This is a genomic window from Rhizobium sp. BK312, from assembly GCF_014193605.1.
In the GTDB taxonomy this organism is placed as follows: Bacteria; Pseudomonadota; Alphaproteobacteria; order Rhizobiales; family Rhizobiaceae; genus Rhizobium.
Window position 1 is genome coordinate 217,698 of record NZ_JACHZP010000008.1, and the last position, 22,421, is coordinate 240,118.

Annotated in this window: 16 protein-coding genes; 7 read left to right on the forward strand and 9 right to left on the reverse strand. The window is 60.7% G+C overall.

Annotated elements, in window-relative coordinates; all coding sequences use genetic code 11:
- The first annotated feature begins 270 nt into the window (after positions 1 to 270).
- Positions 271 to 735 (forward strand): Hsp20 family protein, encoded by a 465-nt coding sequence (locus FHT85_RS22510; protein ID WP_015341097.1) that lies wholly within the window; start codon positions 271 to 273, stop codon positions 733 to 735.
- 130 nt (positions 736 to 865) lie between these two features.
- On the opposite strand, the gene FHT85_RS22515 is transcribed toward FHT85_RS22510, so the two are convergent.
- Positions 866 to 1,891: a bile acid:sodium symporter family protein gene (locus tag FHT85_RS22515; protein WP_112335135.1), complete on the reverse strand. Its 1,026-nt coding sequence runs from the start codon at positions 1,889 to 1,891 to the stop codon at positions 866 to 868.
- 106 nt (positions 1,892 to 1,997) lie between these two features.
- Here FHT85_RS22515 and FHT85_RS22520 point away from each other — a divergent pair, with 106 nt between their 5' ends.
- The gene (locus FHT85_RS22520) at positions 1,998 to 2,855 is read left to right on the forward strand and encodes a LysR substrate-binding domain-containing protein (RefSeq protein ID WP_112335134.1); all 858 of its coding nucleotides are present in this window, start codon (positions 1,998 to 2,000) and stop codon (positions 2,853 to 2,855) included.
- Positions 2,856 to 3,222: 367 nt separating this feature from the next.
- Here the strand turns inward: FHT85_RS22520 and FHT85_RS22525 are convergent, their stop codons facing one another.
- Complete coding sequence (locus FHT85_RS22525) at positions 3,223 to 4,269, reverse strand: threonine aldolase family protein (protein WP_112335133.1); 1,047 nt, start codon at positions 4,267 to 4,269, stop codon at positions 3,223 to 3,225.
- A 567-nt stretch (positions 4,270 to 4,836) separates the two neighbouring features.
- Here FHT85_RS22525 and gltB point away from each other — a divergent pair.
- Together gltB and FHT85_RS22535 are read left to right on the forward strand one after the other, a co-directional pair.
- Positions 4,837 to 9,561 (forward strand): glutamate synthase large subunit, encoded by a 4,725-nt coding sequence (gltB, locus tag FHT85_RS22530; protein WP_112420272.1) that lies wholly within the window; start codon positions 4,837 to 4,839, stop codon positions 9,559 to 9,561.
- A 177-nt stretch (positions 9,562 to 9,738) separates the two neighbouring features.
- Positions 9,739 to 11,193 (forward strand): glutamate synthase subunit beta, encoded by a 1,455-nt coding sequence (locus FHT85_RS22535; RefSeq protein WP_112335131.1) that lies wholly within the window; start codon positions 9,739 to 9,741, stop codon positions 11,191 to 11,193.
- A gap of 64 nt (positions 11,194 to 11,257) precedes the next feature.
- Here FHT85_RS22535 and FHT85_RS22540 read toward each other — a convergent pair whose 3' ends face one another.
- From FHT85_RS22540 to FHT85_RS22550, 3 genes are all read right to left on the reverse strand, one after another.
- Complete coding sequence (locus FHT85_RS22540) at positions 11,258 to 12,007, reverse strand: aminoacyl--tRNA ligase-related protein (RefSeq protein WP_112410030.1); 750 nt, start codon at positions 12,005 to 12,007, stop codon at positions 11,258 to 11,260.
- A gap of 239 nt (positions 12,008 to 12,246) precedes the next feature.
- A complete protein-coding gene (locus FHT85_RS22545; RefSeq protein WP_112335129.1) occupies positions 12,247 to 13,437 on the reverse strand; it encodes a DUF459 domain-containing protein in 1,191 nt (396 codons plus the stop codon).
- A 79-nt stretch (positions 13,438 to 13,516) separates the two neighbouring features.
- Entirely contained in the window at positions 13,517 to 14,740 is a 1,224-nt protein-coding gene (locus FHT85_RS22550) for a lytic murein transglycosylase (protein WP_112335128.1), read from the reverse strand.
- A gap of 203 nt (positions 14,741 to 14,943) precedes the next feature.
- On the opposite strand from FHT85_RS22550, the gene galU reads away from it, so the two are divergent.
- Positions 14,944 to 15,831, forward strand: coding sequence for a UTP--glucose-1-phosphate uridylyltransferase GalU (gene galU / locus FHT85_RS22555; protein WP_112335127.1), 888 nt, complete (start codon positions 14,944 to 14,946; stop codon positions 15,829 to 15,831).
- Positions 15,832 to 15,921: 90 nt separating this feature from the next.
- Here galU and FHT85_RS22560 read toward each other — a convergent pair whose 3' ends face one another.
- Positions 15,922 to 17,439, reverse strand: coding sequence for an outer membrane beta-barrel protein (locus tag FHT85_RS22560; RefSeq protein ID WP_112335126.1), 1,518 nt, complete (start codon positions 17,437 to 17,439; stop codon positions 15,922 to 15,924).
- A 197-nt stretch (positions 17,440 to 17,636) separates the two neighbouring features.
- Here FHT85_RS22560 and FHT85_RS22565 point away from each other — a divergent pair, with 197 nt between their 5' ends.
- Positions 17,637 to 18,632, forward strand: a complete 996-nt coding sequence (locus FHT85_RS22565; RefSeq protein WP_015341083.1) for an SIS domain-containing protein — start codon at positions 17,637 to 17,639, stop codon at positions 18,630 to 18,632.
- Here FHT85_RS22565 and FHT85_RS22570 read toward each other — a convergent pair whose 3' ends face one another.
- Together FHT85_RS22570 and FHT85_RS22575 are read right to left on the reverse strand one after the other, a co-directional pair.
- Entirely contained in the window at positions 18,633 to 19,091 is a 459-nt protein-coding gene (locus tag FHT85_RS22570; RefSeq protein WP_112335125.1) for an NfeD family protein, read from the reverse strand.
- 1 nt (position 19,092) lies between these two features.
- Positions 19,093 to 20,109 carry an SPFH domain-containing protein gene (locus FHT85_RS22575; protein ID WP_112335124.1) on the reverse strand — a complete coding sequence of 339 codons (1,017 nt, stop codon included), beginning with the start codon at positions 20,107 to 20,109 and terminating at the stop codon, positions 19,093 to 19,095.
- 299 nt (positions 20,110 to 20,408) lie between these two features.
- On the opposite strand from FHT85_RS22575, the gene FHT85_RS22580 reads away from it, so the two are divergent.
- Positions 20,409 to 21,317: a S1C family serine protease gene (locus FHT85_RS22580; RefSeq protein ID WP_112335123.1), complete on the forward strand. Its 909-nt coding sequence runs from the start codon at positions 20,409 to 20,411 to the stop codon at positions 21,315 to 21,317.
- 34 nt (positions 21,318 to 21,351) lie between these two features.
- Here the strand turns inward: FHT85_RS22580 and hemH are convergent, their stop codons facing one another.
- Positions 21,352 to 22,386, reverse strand: coding sequence for a ferrochelatase (gene hemH / locus FHT85_RS22585; RefSeq protein ID WP_112335122.1), 1,035 nt, complete (start codon positions 22,384 to 22,386; stop codon positions 21,352 to 21,354).
- Between the last annotated feature and the right edge of the window lie 35 nt (positions 22,387 to 22,421).

The window sequence follows — 22,421 nt, forward strand, 5'->3', positions numbered from 1 at the left end:
CACTTCAGTCATCGGACGATGGTCTTCCGATGGTTTGGAGATTAGGCCAGCCAGCCTGAACGGGTTCCGAACCATCCGTTCATCTGCGGTTCACGCGGTGATTTTCTGCAAAATGAGGGTTGCGGCACTGGGGGCTTGAACTCCGGAAAAGTGATCCCCATCTCTTTTTCGCGGGTGCCAAACGGGCTCGCAGAACCGTCCCGAGGTCGCCCTGAGTGGGGTCATGGGACAAGAATTGAAATCGCAATTGTCGCTCACAGGAGGACTTCCATGCGTCACGTAGACTTCTCTCCCCTTTACCGCTCCACTGTCGGTTTCGACCGTCTGTTCACCATGCTCGACAGCCTTGGCCAGCCGGATCAGGCTCAAACCTATCCGCCCTATAATATCGAGCGCACGGGTGAAAACACCTATCGCATCACCATGGCCGTTGCCGGTTTCGATGAAAAGGAACTGAGCATCGAGGCCCACGCCCATGTCCTTCAGGTCAAGGGCGAAAAGAGCGAAGAGCCGGCTGAAACCAGCGAATATCTCTATCGCGGTATCGCCAAGCGTGCCTTCGAGCGTCGTTTCCAGCTTGCCGACCATGTCGAGGTTCAGGCTGCTTCACTGAAGAACGGTCTGTTGCACATCGATCTGCTGCGCAACATTCCCGAAGCCATGAAGCCCCGCCGTATCTCCATCGCGGCCGAGCCCGTGGAAACCCCGAAGGCCATCGAGGCCCACATCAACTAAGTGCGGCTGACGGTCTTGGACCGTCATGCTGGGCTGGCGGTCTCTGGCCGCCCAGCTCCTGATCCTCCCAAGATCAAAGAAGCGGCGCTCCATCGGGGCGCCGCTTTCGTTTTGTATGTTATCGGAGAACTCAGGCTGCGTTTGTCGCTTCGCCCGTTTTCGTTCCCGCCTGAGCCTTTGCAGCCTCGCGCCGCTTGGCGGCGTCGGCATATTTCTGGGCGAGCACCGCGCACGTCATCAGCTGGATCTGATGGAACAGCATGAGTGGCAGCACGATGGCGCCGATACTTTGGCCGGCGAAGATAACGTTGGCCATAGGCACGCCGCTTGCCAGCGACTTCTTCGAGCCGCAGAAGGTGATGGTGATCTCATCGGATTTTTCAAAACCCAGGGCACGGCTGCCGAACATGGTGATACAAATCACCATCGCCAGGAGCACCGTGTTTGCGATGATGACTGTGACGATATCGAGGACGGAGAAGGTATGCCACAGTCCTTCCACCACGGCCTCGCTGAAGGCTGAATAGACGACCATGAGGATCGAGCCGCGATCGACCGGCATCAGGATCTTCTTCTTCGAACGGATCCAGTCGCCGATCCATGGCTGCAGCAGCTGGCCGGCGATGAAGGGGGCGAGCAGCTGCAGCATGATCTGCCACAAAACATCCCAGGAAAAGCCCCCACCCTGGCCGCCGACCGAAAACAGGACGCCGACGAGCAGCGGCGTCAGGAACATGCCGAAGATGTTGGAGGCCGACGCCGAGCAGATGGCTGCTGGCACATTGCCGCCGGCGATGGACGTGAAGGCAATAGAGGACTGCACGGTCGACGGCAGCACGCTCAAAAACAGCATGCCGGTATAGAGCGATACGGGCAGGATGCTGTTCGGAACGATTTGACCCATGGCCAGCACCAGCAGCGGAAAGATGCCGAAGGTCGTCAAAAGAATGACGAGATGCAGCCGCCAGTGCAGCATGCCGGCGATGACGACATCGCGCGACAGGCGCGCGCCATGCAGGAAGAACAAAAGGCCGATGGCGACGTTGGTGGCAATGCCGAAATAATGAGCGCTGGTCCCCTGCACCGGAAAGAAGGATGCCGTCAGGACGGTGAGCACCAGCAGCATGGTGAAGGTGTCTGGAAGAAAGCGGCGCATCGTGCCTACCCCGATCGCATTGCAGTTTTTAGGATTACTCCTTGCAGATAGACCTATTGCGATACACGATGCAAGGAATAACAGTTATCGTAATACAGGATAAGCCATGCTTGATCTCACACAGCTACGCAGCTTCGTCGCCGTCGAGCAGATGGGCAGCTTCACGCTTGCCGCGGAGCGGTTGGGGCTCGGGCAATCGACCGTCAGCCAGCATATACAGCGGCTGGAAGCAGAGCTCGGGCGAAAGCTTTTGGCGCGCGATACGCATCGTGTCGTCCTGACTGGTGATGGCGAGGCGCTACTCGGCCATGCGCGCCAGATGCTGTCGATCGAAGCGGAGGTGCAGCAGCTTTTTGCCGGCAACAGCCTGCGCGGCAGTCTCCGGTTCGGGGTTTCCGAGGATTTCGTCACCAGCCAGCTCCCGGACGTATTGGAGGAGTTCGTGCGTTCGCATCCCTCCGTCGATCTCGAGCTGACGGTCGCGCTCAGTGGCGTGCTCTATGAAATGCAGGATAATGGCGATCTCGATCTGGTGCTCGCCAAGCGCCGGCTCGGCGATGCGAGGGGCAAGCTCGTCTACCGCGAGCCGCTGGTCTGGCTGGCGCGCGACCCGGATCGCATCCGCAAGCTTGCGGGACCGTTGCCGCTGATCGCCTTTCCCACACCGAGCGTTACGCGCGCGGTCGCGCTGGAGGCACTACGCCGGCAGCAGATGCCCTGGCGCATCGTCTGCACCTGCGGCAGCCTGAGCGGCCTGACAGCGGCGGCGCGCGCGGGCATGGGTGTTCTCGTGCAGCCGAAAAGCATGGCGCCGGCGGGATTGCTGGAGATCGCGCCGGGCTGGCTGCCCGTCCTCGAAGATGTCGAATTCGTCCTCGTGCCGCGCAAGGGTGCGGACCAACTTCTGGTTAACGCGCTCTCTGACGACATTCTCTCCAAGGTCCGGGGCCCCCGATCAAACTAACGACGAAATCGCCTATCAGCGATCATGGAAAGTCGTTTCCCATCATGCAGAAGGGATCCGGATTTATTTTGCCGGCTGATTTATTCTGCGCCCGTTTTCAGGCGGAAGTCAGCTTCCTCTGCTATCTCAGGTGGTGATGGGGGAGTTGCGGAGGAATAGCCGTCCGATGATATACGGTGCCATCTTCATTTCCGGGCTTGTCGCCTGCGTCGTGGCAATGACGATGACTATACACAACGCACCGGCATCCGATCGCGACGATCTATCGAACTTCGCAATGATCGCCCATCGGAATCAAAACTGACCCTTTCTGGCATTGTGAGCGCCGTCCGGCCATGAAGTCGGCTCCGGCGCTCTTTTCATGCGGTCAACCCAGGCAAGCAAGGAAATTTCCCACATCGGCCTCGGTGGTGGCGAAGCTGGTCACGAGGCGGATCAGCGTTTCATCGCTGCCGACGAGATCCGGCTGCGATTCCGGGATCGGCCATTCGTAGAACTTCGCTCCCTTGTCTTCGGCCGCCTTGGCTGCGGATTTTGGGATGATCGCAAAAACCTCGTTCGAGGCAGTCGGCCACGCGAGACGGGCGCCGTGAACCTTTTCGAGACCAGCGCGCAGCCGATCGGCCATCTCATTGGAATGGCGGGCGAGATCGAGCCAGAGGCCGTCCTGGAAATAGCCGTCGAACTGGGCGGCGATGAAGCGCGATTTGGAGAAGAGCTGGGCGGCGCGCTTGCGGATGAAATGCATCTCCTTCGCCTTCTCAGGATCGAAGACCACGATCGCCTCGGCGCACCAGCAGCCGTTTTTGGTGCCGCCGAAGGAGAGGATATCGACGCCGCGCTTCCATGTCATCTCGGCCGGCGTCGTGCCGAGCGCGACGAGGGCGTTGGCGAAGCGCGCGCCATCCATATGCAGCGGCAGGCTGTTCGCCTTGGCGATGGCGGCGATGGCGTCGATCTCATCCAGCGAATAGACCGTGCCGATTTCCGTCGCTTGCGTGATCGTCACGGCGGCGGCGCGGCCGTGATGCACGGCATCCTGCGGGAAGCGTGCAATTTTTGCAGCAAGGGCCTCGGGGTCGATCTTGCCCGCGTCACCCTTGACGGTTGCCAGCCGCGCGCTGCTGAAGAAGTCCGGTGAACCGCATTCGTCCTCGGCTACATGCGCCTCGCTGTGGCAAAAGGTGATGCCACCCGGCTTCTGGACGCTGGCGAGCGACAGGGAGTTGGCGGCGGAGCCCGTGGCAACGAAGAATACGGAGACTTCGCGCTCGAATATCTCTGAAAACTTTGCCTCGACCTTCTGATCCAGTTCGCTCAAGCCATATGCTGTCGCAAAGCCTCCCGCCTCTGCGAGAAGACGTTCAGCGATCTTGGAATGGGCGCCGGCCCAATTATCGGAGGCAAAAAACATGAAGGTACACCAATTATAAGGAGTGAATTGCGGGAGAGATAAATAGTGCGGGGCGGACATTACGCCAATGCAAAAACCTATCAAGCGCATGAGTTTGAAGAATGCATCACAGAAATTGATCTACGCAATCAACAAATAAAATGATGCGCTGCAGCGAAACTTTATTGCTTGATTTATGCAACAAAGGCAATCTTACGTCTTCGGTTGACGAAATTTTGCCGTTTTGCTCTTGCGAAGGCAGAAGCTTTCTGGCATAGAGCTGATGAATTAGGACAGGGTTGCTGTCCTATTTTGGCCGCCAAGGCCGAAGATGCGCTAAGGGTCCTGACGATGTCGGGATTTCGAGCTATAGTTACCGGGAGCATGTCCCTTCCAGCCTTTCGGGCAGTGGGCAATGCGGCGGTGGAATGGCAGGACGCGAAACGCTGACGACGGGCTCCACTTAAAGGAGCCGCGGTTCGCGGCCGGATCTTCACAATGCAACAGCGCAGTCGCGCGTCGGCCTCGGAAACGGACCGCGCGGGACGAAGGAGCGCCCGCGATGCGGGCCTTATCGGAGGGAAGACCATGACGAACAGGACGACGTTGACGAGTTTTGACCAGACCGCTGCAGTGAATGCTGCCGTGACGGCCAAGACGTCGAAACGCGCTGTCGGCTTCCCGCCGAAACAGGGCCTTTATGATCCCCGCAACGAGCATGACGCCTGCGGCGTCGGCTTCGTTGCGCATATGAAGGGTCAGAAGTCGCACCAGATCGTGCGCGACGGCTTGTTCATTCTCGAAAACCTGACGCATCGCGGTGCTGTCGGCGCCGATCCGCTGATGGGCGATGGGGCCGGCATTCTCGTACAGATTCCCGACCGCTTCTTCCGCGAGGAGATGGCCAAGCAGGGCGTCGTCCTGCCGAAGGCTGGCGAGTATGGCGTCGGCCATTTCTTCCTGCCGCGCGACGAAGCGCTGATCGAGCACTTCAAGACCGCGATCAAGCAGGTCGTGGCCGAAGAGGGTCAGGTGTTGCTCGGCTTCCGCGACGTGCCCGTCGATAACTCTTCGCTGTCGAAGGCGCCTGACATTGCCGCCACCGAGCCGCACCATGTACAGGTCTTCATCGGAGCCGGCCGCGATGCCGGCACGAACGAGGAGTTCGAGCGTCGTCTCTTTACCCTGCGCAAGGTGATCTCCAACCGCATCTATGCGGAATACGAGGGCGAGGAGAGCAGCTTCTACCCCGTCTCGCTGTCGAGCTCGACCATTGTCTATAAGGGCATGTTCCTCGCCTATCAGGTGGGCGCCTATTATAAGGACCTCTCCGACCCGCGTTTCGAGACGGCGGTTGCTCTCGTGCACCAGCGTTTCTCGACGAACACCTTCCCGTCGTGGAAGCTTGCGCATCCCTACCGCATGGTCGCGCATAACGGCGAAATCAACACGCTGCGTGGTAACGTCAACTGGATGGCAGCGCGCCAGGCATCGGTGTCCTCGCCGCTGTTCGGTGACGATATCTCCAAGCTCTGGCCGATCTCCTATGAGGGTCAGTCCGATACGGCCTGTTTCGACAACGCGCTCGAATTCCTCGTGCGTGGTGGATACTCCCTTGCGCACGCCATGATGATGCTTATCCCCGAGGCGTGGGCCGGCAACCAGCTGATGGCTCCGGAACGCAAGGCATTTTACGAGTATCACGCCGCCTTGATGGAGCCATGGGATGGTCCTGCCGCCGTCGCTTTCACAGACGGCAAGCAGATCGGCGCGACGCTCGACCGTAACGGCCTGCGTCCGGCCCGCTATCTCGTCACCAATGATGACCGCATCATCATGGCGTCCGAAGCCGGCGTTCTGCCTGTCGAGGAAGAGAAGATCATCCAGAAGTGGCGCCTGCAGCCGGGCAAGATGCTGCTGATCGACATGGAAAAGGGCCGCATCATCTCCGACGACGAGGTGAAGTCGGAACTTGCCAGCAAGCATCCCTATCGCAGCTGGCTGAACCGCACGCAGCTGATCCTGGAAGACCTGAAGCCGGTCGAGCCGCGCGCGCTGCGCCGCGACGTGTCGCTGCTCGATCGCCAGCAGGCTTTCGGCTATACGACCGAGGACACCAAGCTCCTGATGTCGCCGATGGCGACGACGGGTCAGGAAGCCGTCGGCTCCATGGGCACGGATACGCCGATCTCGGCCATGTCCGACAAGCCGAAGCTGCTTTACACCTACTTCAAGCAGAACTTCGCGCAGGTGACGAACCCGCCGATCGATCCGATCCGCGAGGAACTCGTCATGAGCCTCGTGTCGTTCATCGGCCCGCGCCCGAATCTGCTCGATCATACCGGCATGGCCAACGCCAAGCGTCTGGAAGTGCGCCAGCCGATCCTGACCAACGGTGATCTCGAAAAGATCCGCTCGATCGGTCACACTGAGGATCGCTTCGACACCAAGACGCTCGACTTCACCTATGATGTCGAACGCGGCGCCGAAGGCATGCCCGAGATGCTCGACCGCCTCTGCGAGCGGGCGGAAGCGGCCGTTCGCGGCGGCTACAACATCATCGTGCTTTCCGACCGTCAGATCGGACCGGACCGCATCGCGATCCCGGCGCTGCTGGCGACGGCAGCCGTGCACCATCACCTGATCCGCAAGGGCCTGCGCACCTCGGTCGGTATCGTTGTCGAAACCGGCGAGCCGCGTGAAGTGCATCACTTCTGCCTGCTCGCCGGTTACGGCGCCGAGGCGATCAACCCGTATATGGCGTTCGACACGCTGCTTGATATGCATCAGCGCGGCGAATTCCCGAAGGAAGTGGATGCGACCGAAGTCGTCTACCGCTACATCAAGGCGGTTGGCAAGGGCATCCTCAAGGTCATGTCGAAGATGGGCATCTCGACCTATCAGTCCTATTGCGGCGCGCAGATTTTCGATGCCGTGGGCTTGCAGCAGGAGCTGGTCGACAAGTACTTCTTCGGCACGGCGACCATGATCGAAGGCATCGGCCTCGAAACGATCGCCGAGGAAACCGTTGCCCGTCACAAGGCTGCTTTCGGCCGCGATCCGCTGCTCGCAAGCACGCTCGACATCGGTGGCGAATATGCCTACCGCATGCGTGGCGAAAGCCATGCCTGGACGCCCGATGCTGTGGCTGCCCTGCAGCATGCCGTGCGCGGGAATGCCGAGGATCGCTATCGCGAATTCTCTGAAATGGTCAACGAGTCGGCGCTCCGGATGAACACCATCCGTGGCCTCTTCAAGATCAAAGGTGCGGAAGCGCTCGGCCGCAAGCCGATCTCGATCGATGAGGTCGAACCCGCTGCCGATATCGTCAAGCGCTTCTCGACGGGCGCCATGTCCTTCGGCTCCATCAGCCGCGAGGCGCATACGACGCTGGCGATTGCCATGAACCGCATCGGCGGCAAGTCGAACACCGGCGAAGGCGGCGAGGAATCCGACCGCTACATGCCGCTCTTCGACGGCTCGCCGAACCCGGAACGTTCCGCCATCAAGCAGATCGCCTCCGGCCGCTTCGGCGTGACGACCGAATATCTGGTCAATGCCGACGTGCTGCAGATCAAGGTGGCGCAGGGCGCCAAGCCCGGCGAAGGCGGCCAGCTGCCCGGCCACAAGGTCGATGCTACGGTTGCCAAGACCCGGCACTCGACGCCGGGCGTCGGCCTGATCTCGCCGCCGCCGCATCATGACATCTACTCGATCGAAGATCTGGCGCAGCTGATCTACGACCTGAAGAATGTCAACCCGACCTCGGATGTCTCGGTCAAGCTCGTTTCGGAAGTCGGCGTCGGCACGGTTGCCGCCGGCGTTGCCAAGGCGCGCGCCGATCACATCACCGTCTCGGGCTATGATGGCGGCACCGGCGCTTCGCCGCTGACCTCGCTGAAGCACGCCGGTTCGCCCTGGGAAATCGGCCTTGCCGAAACCCAGCAGACGCTTGTCCTGAACGGGCTGCGCTCGCGCATCGCCCTGCAGGTGGATGGTGGTCTCAAGACCGGCCGTGACGTCATCATCGGCGCGCTGCTCGGCGCCGACGAATTCGGCTTCGCCACCGCGCCGCTGATTGCGGCCGGCTGCATCATGATGCGCAAGTGCCACCTCAACACCTGTCCGGTTGGCGTCGCCACCCAGGATCCGGTGCTGCGCAAGCGCTTCAAGGGCGCGCCGGAGCATGTCATCAACTACTTCTTCTTCGTGGCCGAAGAAGTACGCGAGATCCTCGCCTCGCTTGGCGTTGCCAAGCTGGACGAGATCATCGGCGCTTCCGAGCTTCTGGAAAAGGACGAGATGCTCGCTCACTGGAAGGCGAGGGGCCTCGACTTCAGCCGCATCTTCCACAAGGTCGATGCGCCGAAGGAAGAGACCTACTGGACGACAGTGCAGAAGCACCCGATCGACGACATTCTCGACCGCAAGCTGATCGAGAAGGCAGAGCCGGCGCTTTCTTCAAAGACGCCCGTCGCCTTCGAAGTCGACATCAGGAATGTCGATCGTTCGGCCGGCGCCATGCTGTCGGGCGCGGTTGCCAAGCGCTATGGTCATCGTGGCCTGAAGGATGACACGATCAATGTCACCCTGAAGGGGACGGCGGGCCAGTCCTTCGCGGCCTTCCTGGCACGGGGCGTCACCTTCAATCTGATCGGTGACGGCAACGACTATGTCGGTAAGGGCCTTTCGGGCGGCCGCATCATCATCCGCCCGCCGGAGAACTCGAAGATCGTTGCTGAGCACTCGATCATCGTCGGCAATACCGTGCTCTACGGTGCGACCGAGGGCGAGTGCTACTTCCGCGGTGTCGCGGGCGAGCGCTTCGCGGTCAGAAACTCGGGCGCGATCGCCGTCGTCGAAGGCGTGGGCGATCATGGCTGCGAATACATGACCGGCGGCGTCGTCGTCGTGCTCGGGGAAACCGGACGCAACTTTGCGGCCGGAATGTCGGGCGGCGTGGCCTATGTTCTTGATGAGAAGGGCGATTTCGCGCGCCGCTGCAACATGGCGATGGTCGAGCTGGAGCCGGTTCCCGAGGAAGACGAGCTGCTGGAGAAGCTGCATCATCACGGTGGCGACATCATGCACAAGGGACGCGTCGACGTCTCCGATGACATGACGCGCCACGACGAAGAGCGTCTCTTCCAGCTGATTTCGAACCACTTCCACTATACGGGCTCGACACGAGCCAAGGAGATCCTCGATCACTGGGCCGATTACCGCCCGAAATTCCGCAAGGTCATGCCGGTCGAATACCGCCGCGCCCTTGAGGAAATGGAGCGCAGCCGGATGAGCGTGGCGGCGGAGTAATCCGCCCCGGTTCTGAAACCAGTCGAGGGTTTCGCCTCGCATTGCGATCGCCGTCATGGCGGTCGCGACTGTCGAACAGCGGAATCGGATTTGAATTAAAGTGCCGGACAGGGAAACCGAGATGACCCCCAGGCACGGGAGCCGTGAGCTCCTCTTTTTGAGTGAGGAAACGAAAGCATGGGCAAGGTAACAGGCTTCTTGGAAATCGACCGGCAGGTGGCGAAGTATCAGCCGGCGTCGGATCGCATCCGGCATTTCCGTGAATTCACGATCCCCATGTCGGACCAGGAAGTGCAGAAGCAGGCAGCCCGCTGCATGGACTGTGGCATTCCCTATTGCCACGGCCCGACCGGCTGCCCGGTGCACAACCAGATCCCCGATTGGAACGACCTCGTCTACAACAACAATTGGGAGCAGGCGGTCCACAACCTGCATTCGACCAACAACTTCCCGGAATTCACCGGCCGCGTCTGCCCCGCACCCTGCGAGGAAGCCTGCACGCTGAACCTGGAAGATGCCCCGGTCGCGATCAAGACCGTCGAGCAGGCGATTGCCGACAAGGCCTATGAGCTCGGCTTCATCCGGCCGCAGCCGGCAACGGTTCACACCGGCAAGAAGGTCGCAATCATCGGCTCCGGCCCTGCCGGCATGGCTGCCGCTCAGCAGCTTGGCCGCGCAGGTCACGACGTCCACGTCTACGAGCGCGAAAGCAAGCCGGGCGGCCTGCTGCGCTATGGTATCCCGGACTTCAAGATGGAGAAGAACTTCATCGATCGCCGCGTCGAGCAGATGAAGGGCGAAGGCGTCACCTTCCATTGCGGCGTCAATGTTGGCGTCGATGTCAAGGTCGAGCAGCTTCTGGCCGACCATGATGCCGTGCTTTATTGCGGCGGCTCGGAAACCCCGCGCGAAGCGGGCATTCCCGGCACGACGCTCGCCGGCGTCCATGACGCCATGCCCTATCTGGTGCAGCAGAACCGCCGCGTCGGTCGCGAAAACATCGACAGCGTCGGCTGGCCCGCCGATCCGATTCTGGCGGGCGGCAAGCATATCGTCGTCGTCGGTGGTGGCGACACGGCATCCGACTGCGTCGGCACGGCATTCCGTCAGGGTGCGGTGAAGGTGACCCAGCTCGACATTCGTCCGCAGCCGCCGGAGAAGGAAGACAAGCTCGCCGTATGGCCCTTCTGGGCAACGAAGATGCGCACCTCTTCCTCGCAGGCCGAAGGTGCGGTTCGCGAATTCCAGGTGGCAACGCTCGAGTTCATCGGCGAAGACGGCGTGCTGACGGGCGTGAAGTGCTGCGAAGTCGACGATCGCCGCAAGCCGATTGCCGGGACAGAGTTTGTCATCCGCGCCGATCTCGCCTTCATCGCCATCGGCTTCCGCGGCCCGTTCACCGACGGCGTTCTCAAGGAAATGGACGGCAAGCTAACGTTGAATACCGACCGCCGCGGCTCGACCAACGTCGTTGCCAACGACAAGGACTACAAGACGTCCGTCGACAAGCTCTGGACGGCCGGGGACATTCGCCGCGGCCAGTCGCTGGTGGTCTGGGCGATCCGCGAGGGCCGTCAGGCCGCGCGCGCGATCGACGAGGCGTTGATGGGTTCGACGGTCCTGCCGAACTAAGTTTCGCTGTCCTCTCGCGCAAAGTTATTGAAGGCCGGGTTCGTTACAAACCCGGCCTTTGTCGTTACCGGCTTGCGGCGATGTTCCAGTTGTAGAGGCAGCGGTCGAGGCCGATGGCGATTTCGAGCACCGCGACGTCATGGTCTATCGCCGGCCCCTTCTTCGGGTGGCTGCGGTAGCGCTGCGGAAAGTCCGTTCGTCTCGAAATCGAGCAGACCTCCATCCATTTGTCGCCATTGTCGACCTCGATATCCATGGTGACCTCGGAATAGGCCGGAAGGCGATCGGACGGCACAATCCGTGTCGGCAGGTGGATGACCGAGGCGATCATCCGGCGGACGGGTTCCAATGCTGCGGCGTGATAATCGTTGCCGCTATCGGCGGTGAAGGCGCATTGGAATTCGAGCTGCCAGAATTCCTTGAGCCTTACATGTTTGCTCGACTGGTCCTGTTCCCGGCGGTAGGATTTGCCCGCCTGCCAAACGCATAGCGGCAGCCTCGTTCTCGAATGATTTCCGAGAAGATGCTGCATGTAGGCGTAGGTTGACGGCGTCGTTTCGGGCCGGAGCACAAGTTCGGCTTCGGTGTTCGACATTCGCTTCTGCACCCATATGTCCGAGTTGGAATAGGCATCCGAGACGAGATTTCGCGGCATCAGGGTTGGAGCCTCGACCCTTCGTATATCCCAAGCGGGGTTTGTGGATCGCAGGAAGCTTGCCACTTCATCGGAAAAGAAGCGGACGAAATCGTCGCGCAGTCTAATGTCCCGCTCTTCCCAATGAACGAGCGAATTGACGTTATAGATATTGAGCACGTGCCTTTCTCCATGGGCAACGTTGATGTCTTGAGGTGGAGGGCTTTACGTCCAGCAGCCGCCGGACACGCCAATCGCTCCGGCCGTCACGACTGGACGCGGAGACCTCGGCCGGAGAAGGCGCGCAAAACCGCAGCCTGCGGGCAGGTGCGGTAACGATTGATCTGATCTGCGCTCTTGGTGCTCATGCAGTTCTTCTATTGGCGGGGCGCTGCGTTGTCAAACCGCCTCCGCAACACCTACCGCGCGACTGATCCGGGCAATCTGTAGTCGTCCACACGGCCGACAGGCGCCGGGTCCATCAGACCCTTCTCGACCAGAAGATCGCGCGGTGATGAAGTCGTTGCGGCAGGGGCAGGGTTGCTGCCGAGAAGCTGCGAGCCGCCGTCGAGATCGGGATCGGAGAGGCTCATCGGCTGGGTGCGGGTGATCTTTTCCGGCTCTGTGCCCGGAAGATTGGCTTGCTGCGCCGGCAACGGATTATTGGTGTCGAGACGCGTAATGTCGGGACTTGCCTGATCGCCCAGGATTCGGCGTGCGGATTTCTCCAGATAGAAGGCGACCTTGCGCTTGCCGGCCGCCGTCAGATTGACGCCGTCGGCCGTTCTCAGTCGAACCTGCTGGCCGTTGATATCGGAACCGGTCACGATGAATTCGCCGTTCTGGTCGGTAAATCCATCCCATATGTCGATGAACTCGCCGCCGACGCTGGTGGTCTGGCTTTGGTAGATCTGGTTGAGCTTGACCGCGCTGGCGGTCAGCTGATCCGAGCCGAAGGAGGGCAGCCCGACCCAGAGCAGCGGAATATGACGGCTCGTTACCAGTTTGGCGAATTGCTGTACGCGTTCTTCATAGGCGAGGAACCATGGATCGGTGCCGTATTTCTCGTTGAGCCCATCGCCGATCATCTGCTGGCGGTCATTGGCGCCGATCATGACGACGACCATGGCCGGTTTCAGCTGGTCGATCATTCCGGGTAATTGCTGCGGCCAATTGTAATAATCCTGCCGCACGAGACCGGAGGCGACGTTGCCGCGGGACTGGACGACGACGCCGGGGGAGGTAGAGAAGGCATCTTCCAGCCCGGTTGCCAGGCCGCTCGCCAGAAAATCGCCGACGACGAGGATGGTTTTGGCGTCAGAAAGCTTTTCGGCGGGCGGCGGCGTTTCCGGCTGCGCGACCGGCTGGCGCGGCGGCGGGGTCGGACGCTTTCTCGGCTGCACTTTGCGCCGTGGTGGCGGCTGCTCCATGGGCTGGTCCGGATAATCGGGCTCGCGGGTGCCAAACAGCATGTCGAACAGGTTCCGCCGCGGCCGCTCCTGCGCTTCGGCCATGTTCGGCAAGCAGCCAAGCGCGATGACGGCGGCGAGGAATGCCGTCAGAACAATCCTTAGAGTTGCCTTGGTCGCGCGCGCAGGGTGTTTCATCATCGCTTCTTTTCCGCTGACGAGTCCGGGCCGCACAAGGACGATTCCATCGTCCGGTGGTCCCGGATTCGCTCGAGGCGGCCTACTTACGCAATGCTTTCAGCAGGTTCATTGACGGCTCGCCGTCCGCATCCATGCCCATGCGCTGCTGGACGGCTGATATGGCGGCCTTCGAGCCCGAGCCGAAATTGCCGTCGACCACGCCGTCATAATAGCCGAGTTCCTTCAGACGCGTCTGCAGCTCGAATTTCTGCTTGACGTCGAGCGTGCCGCTCGGACGGGGCCAGGATTGCTGCATGCCGCCATAGCCGGCGATCTGATCCGCGAGCAGCCCGACTGCCAAGGCGTAACTGTCGGAGGCGTTGTAGCGCTTGATGGTGAAGAAGTTACCGGTCATCAGGAAGCCGGGGCCGTTCGATCCGCCGGGCATCTTCAGCTGCGCGCGGTCGGAGGTGCTGCGGAAACCCTTGCCGTTGGGACGCACGAAGCCGAGAGCCGCCCATTGTGCGATCGTGTGCGTCTTGCCGGCTTGGGCGCTGCCGCCGGGTGGTACGACGACTTCATAACCCCAGGTACGGCCGGTATCCCAGCCGTTCTTGGCGAGGAGGTTGGCGGTTGTCGCCAATGCGTCCGGAATGGAATTCCAGATATCGGCATGGCCACTGCCGTCGGCATCGACTGCATAGAGCAGATAGCTCGTCGGGATGAACTGCGTGTGGCCCATGGCGCCGGCCCAGGATCCGTTCAGGTCCTTGCGGGAGATGTCGCCCTTCTGCAGGATTTTCAGGGCGGCGATGAGCTGCTTCTTGGCATAATTCGCGCGCTTCGGATCGGCATAAGCAAGGGTCGCCAGCGCGCGGGGCACATAATGCAGCCGATCGTTCTTGGCGAGAACCTCGCCGTAATTCGACTCCATCGACCAGATGGCTAGTATGATATTGCGATCGACGCCGAAATGCTGTTCGAGCGTGCGCAGTGTGGATCCGTACTTAACCGCCATCTTGCGGCCAATATCGACCGTATAGGGATTGACACGGGAGTCGAGGTAATCCCAGATTTGGGACTTGAATTCCGGCTGGTACTGCGCCTTTTCAAGCACCGTGGGGTCCGGGTCGGTTACGCCGGCAAATGCATTGCGATACGTGGATTGCGTGATGCCGCTCTTTGCCGCGGTAGCGTAGAAGCCCGCGATCCATTTCTGGAACCCAGGGTCAGCGCTGGCGTTAACGGGAAGGAATCCCGCAAAGGCGCCGAGCGCGAGCGCCAGAGCGAGACCACGAAGGGAGTGTTTGCGGTTTACGGTCATCTACAGCCTTGTCCATCAATCGTTGGATTTCGGTGCGGCGATGCGTGTGGCATCGGCCCATGCGTGACGCTAAACGAACGAAGTCAACAAATTCTTTACCATGGAAGCTTGCGTCAGTCATTATTTGCAAAACGGTAGCAAATCTAATCTACTGACCTTTAGAATGGCTTTGTGCCAACTGATTTAATGCCCAGGAGGTATGCGTGGGACAGCATAAGAAGGTTCGTAAGGCAGTATTTCCGGTCGCCGGACTAGGGACGCGGTTCTTGCCGGCGACCAAGGCGGTGCCGAAGGAAATGCTGACCGTCGTTGATAAGCCGGTGATCCAGTATGTCGTCGACGAGGCGATGGAAGCAGGCATCGAGCATTTCGTATTCGTGACCGGCCGCAGCAAGCACGTCATCGAGGATTATTTCGACATCCAGTTCGAGCTCGAGCAGACGTTGCGTCAGCGTAACAAGAATGCCGAACTGTCGCTTCTGAGCGGCCTGCTGCCGAAGGCCGGTACGGCAAGCTTCACGCGCCAGCAGGAGCCGCTCGGTCTCGGCCACGCCGTCTGGTGCGCCCGCGAGATCGTCGGTGACGAACCCTTTGCGCTGCTGCTGCCCGACATGGTCATGCGCGCCGAAAAGGGCTGCATGAAGGGCATGATCGAGCTTTACGAGCAGAGCGGCGGCAATGTCATCGCCGTCGAAGAATGCGCGCCCGATCAGGCTCATAAATACGGCATCGTCGGCGTCGGCGAGACGATCGGCAGCGGTTTCCGCATCACCGAAATGGTCGAGAAGCCGGCCAAGGGTACGGCTCCTTCCAACTTCTTCATCAATGGCCGCTACATCCTGCAGCCGGAAATCTTCCGTATCCTGGAAAGCCAGGAGCGCGGTGCCGGCAACGAGATCCAGCTGACGGACGGCATGCTGAAGCTTGCCAAGATGCAGGACTTCGCCGGCTATCACTTCCGGGGCCAGACGTTCGACTGCGGTGCAAAGGACGGCTTCATCCTCGCGAACGTCGCCTTTGCCTTGGCGCGTGACGACATCCGCCCCACCATCGAGGAAGACTTTAAGGCGCTCGTTGCTGCTCTGAAATAAGTGATCGAACTTCCGAATATGCTGAGGCCCGGCACATGCCGGGCCTCAATTCGTTTGAACGGAAGAATCATCAAAAAGCGAGGGCGGTCGTCAACGCTTCGCAGTCAGACCGATGCCCGCCTGGAGTTGACGGGTGCTGTCGCCAACGTCTCTGGTCGTCAGTTGATAGCCGACATTGCCGGTGAGATCGAGGTAACGGTTGATTCCCCAGGTCAGGCCGAAGGCGGCGTCATATTCGGTTTCATCGGCCGCGTTGCCATTGGAGGGGTAGTCGCGCCAGATCGTTCCGCCCGTCAGCTTGGCGGTGAGATCGTCGCGCAGCTGATGGGCCACGGTGCTCGTCAGTTGGTAAGCGGTGTAGCCGCTGAGACCGGCCGTCGTTGAAGGCTGGACCGTCGTCGAAAGGCCGACACTGATATCGGTGCCGCGCTGTGGCGACCAGGCGAGGCTGCCGTCGATCGTCGGCGAGTCGACCGAACTCAGGCGCGAATCGTCGAATTCCGTGTGTTGGTAGCCGAAGCCGAGCTCGCCCTTGAATTTTTCACCGAGGTCGACTTCGACGCCGCCCTTGCCGCCATAGCTCTGATTAGAGCGGGCATAACCGTTGCTGTCGCGCGTCTGGTCGTAGACGGCGCGCCCGAGATCCACTTCGACGAAGGGAATGATGGCGGGCGATAGCTCGTACCCGATGCGGCCGCGCCAGGTTCCGGCCGTCTGGTTGCGGTCGCTAAGGGTAACCGTCGTCCCATCCGAAAGCACGGCGTTGGAATAGACACTGCGTGTCAGCGCCACGGCCGTCGTGCCGCGCAGCAGGCCGAAATCGCGTTCCAGTGAGAGACCGGCCGTATATTGGTTGACGGCGGATTGTTTCGAGGCGCCGGCGATCGCATTCGGATCGCTGGTGTCCTCGCGGTAGAATTGATAGCCGGCGGTGACATGTGCTGTCGTGTCGGCGGGAAGATCCAGGCGCAGGTCGGCATTGAGGTTGACTGTCGGTTTCTCTTCGCCCGTGCCGCCGACGTTCCTCTGCCAGACGCCTTCGCCGGTGATGGTCAGCGCGTGGCGATCCCAATCCGATGTCAGGGTGCTGCGCAGGTCGGTCTGCAGGAAAGTGCGGTTGTTCTTGACGTCGCCGGTGCGATCCCGCTCGATATTGACCGACTGATTGATCGAGGGGCGCAGGGTAAAGGTGCCGAGCGGTATACCCTGGGCGTCTGCGCGATCTCGATATTGGCGAGCCTTCAGACCGTCGACGGCAGATTCCCGCTGATTCACGCGGCGCAGGTCGTTATCCAGCGTCGAGCCGGTGGTCGTGGGGTCGATGCCGGTGAGGCGCAGCGGCGCGTTCAATGGCGCGTCGCTGGAGGTCGATGTCTGGTTTGCCGGTGCGGTTGCCTGGCTGTCGGCGGTGGATGCGACGCTCGGATCCGTCGAGGAAGCCGATGTCGGGGCAGGCAAGGTATCGTCGAGGTTCTGATCTGGCGGCAATGATTGCGCATGGATCGGCAGTGGAAGGGCAAATGCGATACCCCAGCCGAGCAGGGCGGAACTCGCCCATGCCGTCAGCCGGAGGGCACCATGACCCGCCTTGTCCTTGCCGATGCCCATGTTGTTTATATCTGACCCTGCTGGAAATGACCTAAATTCTTACTCAAGTGTAAAGGCGCGTGGTTAACGGTTGGTTGCCAAGCGATGGCAACAAGAACGGGTTCGAGAATATTTGTCGGGAAGATGTTGCAGGCTGTCGCATCGCTATAAGTCGATCTTTGGTGGACAGATTTGCCGAAAAGCGTTAGGCCTCGCTCATGAACAAGAGAGCTGTAAGACTCATCGAGAATGGTGCGATCGAATCCGCGATGCGAACGATCGAGACCGAGAGACGGGGCATGGAAGCGCTGGAACGCGCACTGACCAACGGTCTGGCCGAGCCTTTCAGCCGCGCGGTGGAGATCATAGGCGATATTTCCGGCCGTGTGGTGATCACCGGCGTCGGCAAGAGCGGCCATATCGGCAACAAGCTCGCCGCAAGCCTGGCGTCCACGGGTACGCCGGCATTCTTCGTGCACCCGGTCGAAGCCAATCACGGCGATCTCGGCATGATCACGCAGCACGATGTCATCATCGCCATATCGTGGGGCGGCGAGAGCGCCGAACTGCGTGGCATCATCAGCTATTCACGCCGTTTCTCAATCCCCATGATTGCGATCACTGCCGGCGAGACTTCTACGCTTGCGCGCGAATCGGATGTGGTGCTGCTGCTTCCCAAGGAGCAGGAGGCCTGCCCGCATGGGCTGGCGCCGACGACATCGACGCTGCTGCAGCTTGCCATCGGCGATGCGCTGACCGTCGCCTTGCTGGAGGCGCGCGGTTTTACGGCCGAAGATTTCCGTACCTTTCATCCGGGCGGCAAGCTCGGTGCCAGCCTCTCGCATGTTGCCGACATTATGCACAAGGGCGACAGCGTGCCGCTCGTTAAGCTTGGAACCGGCATGCCGGAAGCGGCGATGACGCTGTCGAAGATGCGGTTCGGCTGCGTGGGCGTGATCGATGATGATGGTTGCCTGTGCGGCATCGTCACCGATGGCGATATCGCCCGCAATCTCGGCACCAGCCTTGCGGAGAAGCTGGTCGACGAGGTGATGACCCCCAATCCGAAAACGGTGAAGGAAACGACGCTGGCGACGAGTGCCATGGCCGTGCTCAACCGCCACAATATCTCGGCTCTGATGGTCATCGATGAAGCGCGCCGGCCGATCGGCGTCGTGCATTTCCACGATCTGCTGCGGATCGGCGTCGCCTAATCAGACAGGTTCGACCGTGAGGTCGCGGCCGTTGCTGGCGACCACTTTGACGCGGGTGCCGACCGGCAGGTCCGGCCCGCTGACGGTCCAATAGGTATCGTTCAGGCGAATGCGCCCGCGGCCTTCGGCAATCGGCTGGTCGAGTGTTGCCGTGCGGCCAACCAGGCTGGCGCCGCGCTGGTTCAGGAATGGCTCGTCGGTCGCCTGGTTGTTGTTATAGAAATAGCGGCGGCCGATGAGGGCGACGATCACCGCTGTGGCGGCGAAGACCAATCCTTGTACCTGCCAGGCCCAGAAGCTGCTTTCCCAAAACAGAAGCGACAAGGCGCCGACGATAATCGCGGCGAGCCCGATCCATACCAGGAAGAAGCCGGGCAGGATCAGTTCGGCGGCAAGCAGCACCAAACCCACGAGCCACCAGCTCCAAGGCCCGAGTTCGACGATGAGATTGTCGAACATGTCAGCTCTCCTTCGGCGTCAGCGGATTAATCGAAGGCGTCGTGCGGGTAGGGCCGGAACGCGGGCGGGGTGGCTGCGGCGTGCCGCTGCCATCGCCATTGTCGCCGAAGACTTCGCGGGCGATAGCGCCGATGCCACCAAGAGAACCGATAATGGAGCTTGCCTCCATCGGCATCAGCACGATCTTGGAATTGCCCGCGGAGCCGATCGCAGTCAGCGCTTCGGTATATTTCTGGGCGATGAAGTAGTTGATTGCCTGCACATTACCTTCTGCAATCGCTTCGGACACCACGCGGGTCGCCTTGGCTTCGGCCTCGGCCAGTCGTTCGCGCGCTTCGGCATTGCGAAATGCTGCTTCGCGCTGACCTTCGGCTTGCAAAACGGCCGCCTGCTTCGCGCCCTCGGCGCGGAGAATTTGCGCGTTGCGCAGACCTTCCGCCTCCAGGACCTGGGCGCGCTTTTCGCGTTCCGCCTTCATCTGCCGGCCCATAGCGTCAACCAGGTCTTTTGGTGGTTGAATGTCCTTGATTTCGACGCGCGTTACCTTGATGCCCCAGGGCTCCACCGCCTCGTCGACCACGCGCAGCAGTCGTTCGTTGATGGCATCGCGATTAGACAAGAGCTCATCAAGATCCATGGAGCCCATGACGGAGCGGATATTCGTCTTGGTGAGGTTGAGGATCGCGGTTTCCAGATTGGTGATCTGATAGGCAGCCTGCGCCGCATTCAACACCTGGAAGAATGCTACCGCATCCGCGGAAACGCTCGCATTGTCCTTCGTGATGACTTCCTGGGTCGGCACGGCCAACACCTGTTCCATCACGTTCATTCGCACCCCGATTGTTTCGATGAAGGGTACGATCAGATTGAGCCCCGGTTCCAGCGTTCGGATATAGCGTCCGAAGCGCTGAACTGTGTACCGATAGCCTTGTGGTACGGTCTTGATGCCTGCGAACAGCACCAGAACGACGAAGATCACCAAGGCGATCACAACGATGCTGAAACCACCGACTACCATCGAACTCCTCCATGGACGCACCCGCCTCAACAGGTTCGCGTCGCCCAAACCGCTGCCATTCGGCCTCCCTATGCTCGGTCGAGCTTATGAGGCGGCAGCTCAATCAGATGTGGTGGGTTAGCATGTTCTCAGCAAGTGAGGAATGGGGCTACAGCGGACGTTTTGCTGCGAGCCGATCAAGCAATCGTCGTCCGGGTCTTGCGCCCGGCGATTGATATTCATACCTTATATGGAATTTCCGGCTCCGCTGCCTCGCAGCCTTTTCGGGCCAAGCCATCGCGCATCATCAGGGTGAAGCTATGAACTTAGATAGGACCTTGCGGTCGGTTGTGGCCGTGCACGCCTCAATTCCGGAAGACGCCTTTACGGCGGCAACGCTCGGCATCCGCAGGGAAGGCAGTGGCGTTGTCATCCGCGGTAACGGCCTGGTATTGACGATCGGCTATCTGATTACCGAAGCGGAAGAGGTCTGGCTCACGACCAATAGTGGCCGTGTCGTGCCTGGCCATGCGCTCGCTTACGATCAGGAAACGGGATTTGGTCTTGTGCAAGCGCTCGGGCCTCTCGATGTGCCCGCCCTCGAATTCGGCGACGCCGACAAGGCCGAGATCGGTGATGAAGTCGTTGTTGCTGACGGGATCGGTCAGTTCGTCGAGGCGAAGATCGTCGCAAAGCAGGAATTTGCCGGCTATTGGGAATATCTGCTTGATGAGGCAATCTTCACGGCGCCCGCCCATCCCTCCTGGGGCGGCGCGGCTCTTGTTGACGAAGACGGCAAGCTTCTCGGTATCGGCTCGTTGCACTTGCAGATGGCGACGGAGAAGGGCGATAGCGCGGATATCAACATGATCGTGCCGATCAATCTGCTGATGCCGATCCTGGACGATCTGATCAAGCGCGGTCGGGTCAACAAGCCTCCGCGGCCCTGGCTCGGTGCCTTCTCAGCCGAAAGCAATGGCGAAGTCGTCGTCATGAGCGTCGCGGAGGGCGGCCCGGCGGCCAAGGCGGGCTTGCGTCGCGGCGACGTCATTTCCGAAATCCGCGATGGCGAGGTCGACGGGCTCGCCGATTTCTATCGCAAGATCTGGGAAAGCGGCCCGGCGGGTTCCGAGATCCCCATGCGTATATTGCGCGATGGAAGAGAGGCCTGGCTGCGCGTCAAATCCGCCGACCGCGGCAGCTTCCTCAGAAAGCCGCAGCTCCAGTAGGATTGCGTCGCCGGGATCAATCCCGGCGCTTCGTTCAAGCCCAGCCGAGCAGCTCCCGCCGCACCACCTTCTCCAGCACGTTCATGCCGTCTTCGCTGTCGTTGAGACAGGGGATATGGGTGAATTTATCGCCGCCATTGTGGTGGAAGGATTCAGCCGCCTGCTCGGCGATCTCTTCCAGCGTCTCCAGGCAGTCGGAGACGAAGCCTGGATTGAGGACGGCAATCCGCTTGGTGCCGTTTCTTGCAAGCTCTTCCACGGTCTTGTCGGTATATGGCTGCAGCCATTCCTCAGGTCCGAAGCGGGACTGGAACGTAACCATGAACTGGTCTTCCGATAGGCCGAGCTTCTCGCGCAGCAACCGGCCGGTCTTCTGACAGAAACAGTAATAGGGATCGCCGAGCTTGAAGTAGGACATTGGTATGCCGTGGAAGGACGCGATGATCTTTTCGGGCTGCCAGTCCAGCGTCGATAGATGGCGGGTGACCGAATTGGCGAGCGCCTCGATATAGGTCTCGTCGTCGTGATATTGCGGCACGGTGCGGATGGCCGGCTGCCAGCGCATCTTCTGCAGCTTCTCGAAGGCCTTGTCGTTGACCGTCGCTGTCGTTGCAGCCGCATATTGCGGATAGAGCGGAAAGAGCACGATGCGCTCGCAGCCGTCGTCCTTCAGCGCCTGAATGCGATCGGCGATCGAAGGCTGACCATAGCGCATGGCCCAATCGACCTTGACGTTGGGCAGGTCGCGCAGGCGCTCGGCCATCAGGTCTGACTGGTTACGGGTATAGGTGCGCAGATAGCTCTCGTTCTTGTCCTTGTTCCAGATCGTCTCATAGGCCTTGCCGACCTTCTGCGGCCGGGTGTTGAGCACGATGCCGAACAGGATCGGGTACCATTTCCAGCGCGACCACTCGATGACGCGGCGGTCGGTCAGGAATTCGCGCAGGTAGCGGCGCATCGAAGAATAATCGGTGCCGTCGGGCGTTCCGAGATTGACGAGCAGCACGCCGACCTTGCCGTATTTCACGCTGGGGTGACCGGGTGAAAGCGTGGTCAGGTCTGCTGTCATCGATTGAATTCCTCTCAAGATACGAAGCACTTCAC

Coding starts and splice junctions, on each gene's coding strand:
- gltB (WP_112420272.1), top strand. CDS start 4,837: ATGACGAACAGGACGACGTTGACGAGTTTTGACCAGACCGCTGCAGTG.
- FHT85_RS22575 (WP_112335124.1), bottom strand. CDS start 20,109: ATGGTAGTCGGTGGTTTCAGCATCGTTGTGATCGCCTTGGTGATCTTC.
- FHT85_RS22580 (WP_112335123.1), top strand. CDS start 20,409: ATGAACTTAGATAGGACCTTGCGGTCGGTTGTGGCCGTGCACGCCTCA.
- FHT85_RS22510 (WP_015341097.1), top strand. CDS start 271: ATGCGTCACGTAGACTTCTCTCCCCTTTACCGCTCCACTGTCGGTTTC.
- FHT85_RS22560 (WP_112335126.1), bottom strand. CDS start 17,439: ATGGGCATCGGCAAGGACAAGGCGGGTCATGGTGCCCTCCGGCTGACG.
- FHT85_RS22570 (WP_112335125.1), bottom strand. CDS start 19,091: ATGTTCGACAATCTCATCGTCGAACTCGGGCCTTGGAGCTGGTGGCTC.
- FHT85_RS22525 (WP_112335133.1), bottom strand. CDS start 4,269: ATGTTTTTTGCCTCCGATAATTGGGCCGGCGCCCATTCCAAGATCGCT.
- FHT85_RS22520 (WP_112335134.1), top strand. CDS start 1,998: ATGCTTGATCTCACACAGCTACGCAGCTTCGTCGCCGTCGAGCAGATG.
- FHT85_RS22565 (WP_015341083.1), top strand. CDS start 17,637: ATGAACAAGAGAGCTGTAAGACTCATCGAGAATGGTGCGATCGAATCC.
- FHT85_RS22545 (WP_112335129.1), bottom strand. CDS start 13,437: ATGATGAAACACCCTGCGCGCGCGACCAAGGCAACTCTAAGGATTGTT.
- FHT85_RS22535 (WP_112335131.1), top strand. CDS start 9,739: ATGGGCAAGGTAACAGGCTTCTTGGAAATCGACCGGCAGGTGGCGAAG.
- FHT85_RS22515 (WP_112335135.1), bottom strand. CDS start 1,891: ATGCGCCGCTTTCTTCCAGACACCTTCACCATGCTGCTGGTGCTCACC.
- hemH (WP_112335122.1), bottom strand. CDS start 22,386: ATGACAGCAGACCTGACCACGCTTTCACCCGGTCACCCCAGCGTGAAA.
- FHT85_RS22550 (WP_112335128.1), bottom strand. CDS start 14,740: ATGACCGTAAACCGCAAACACTCCCTTCGTGGTCTCGCTCTGGCGCTC.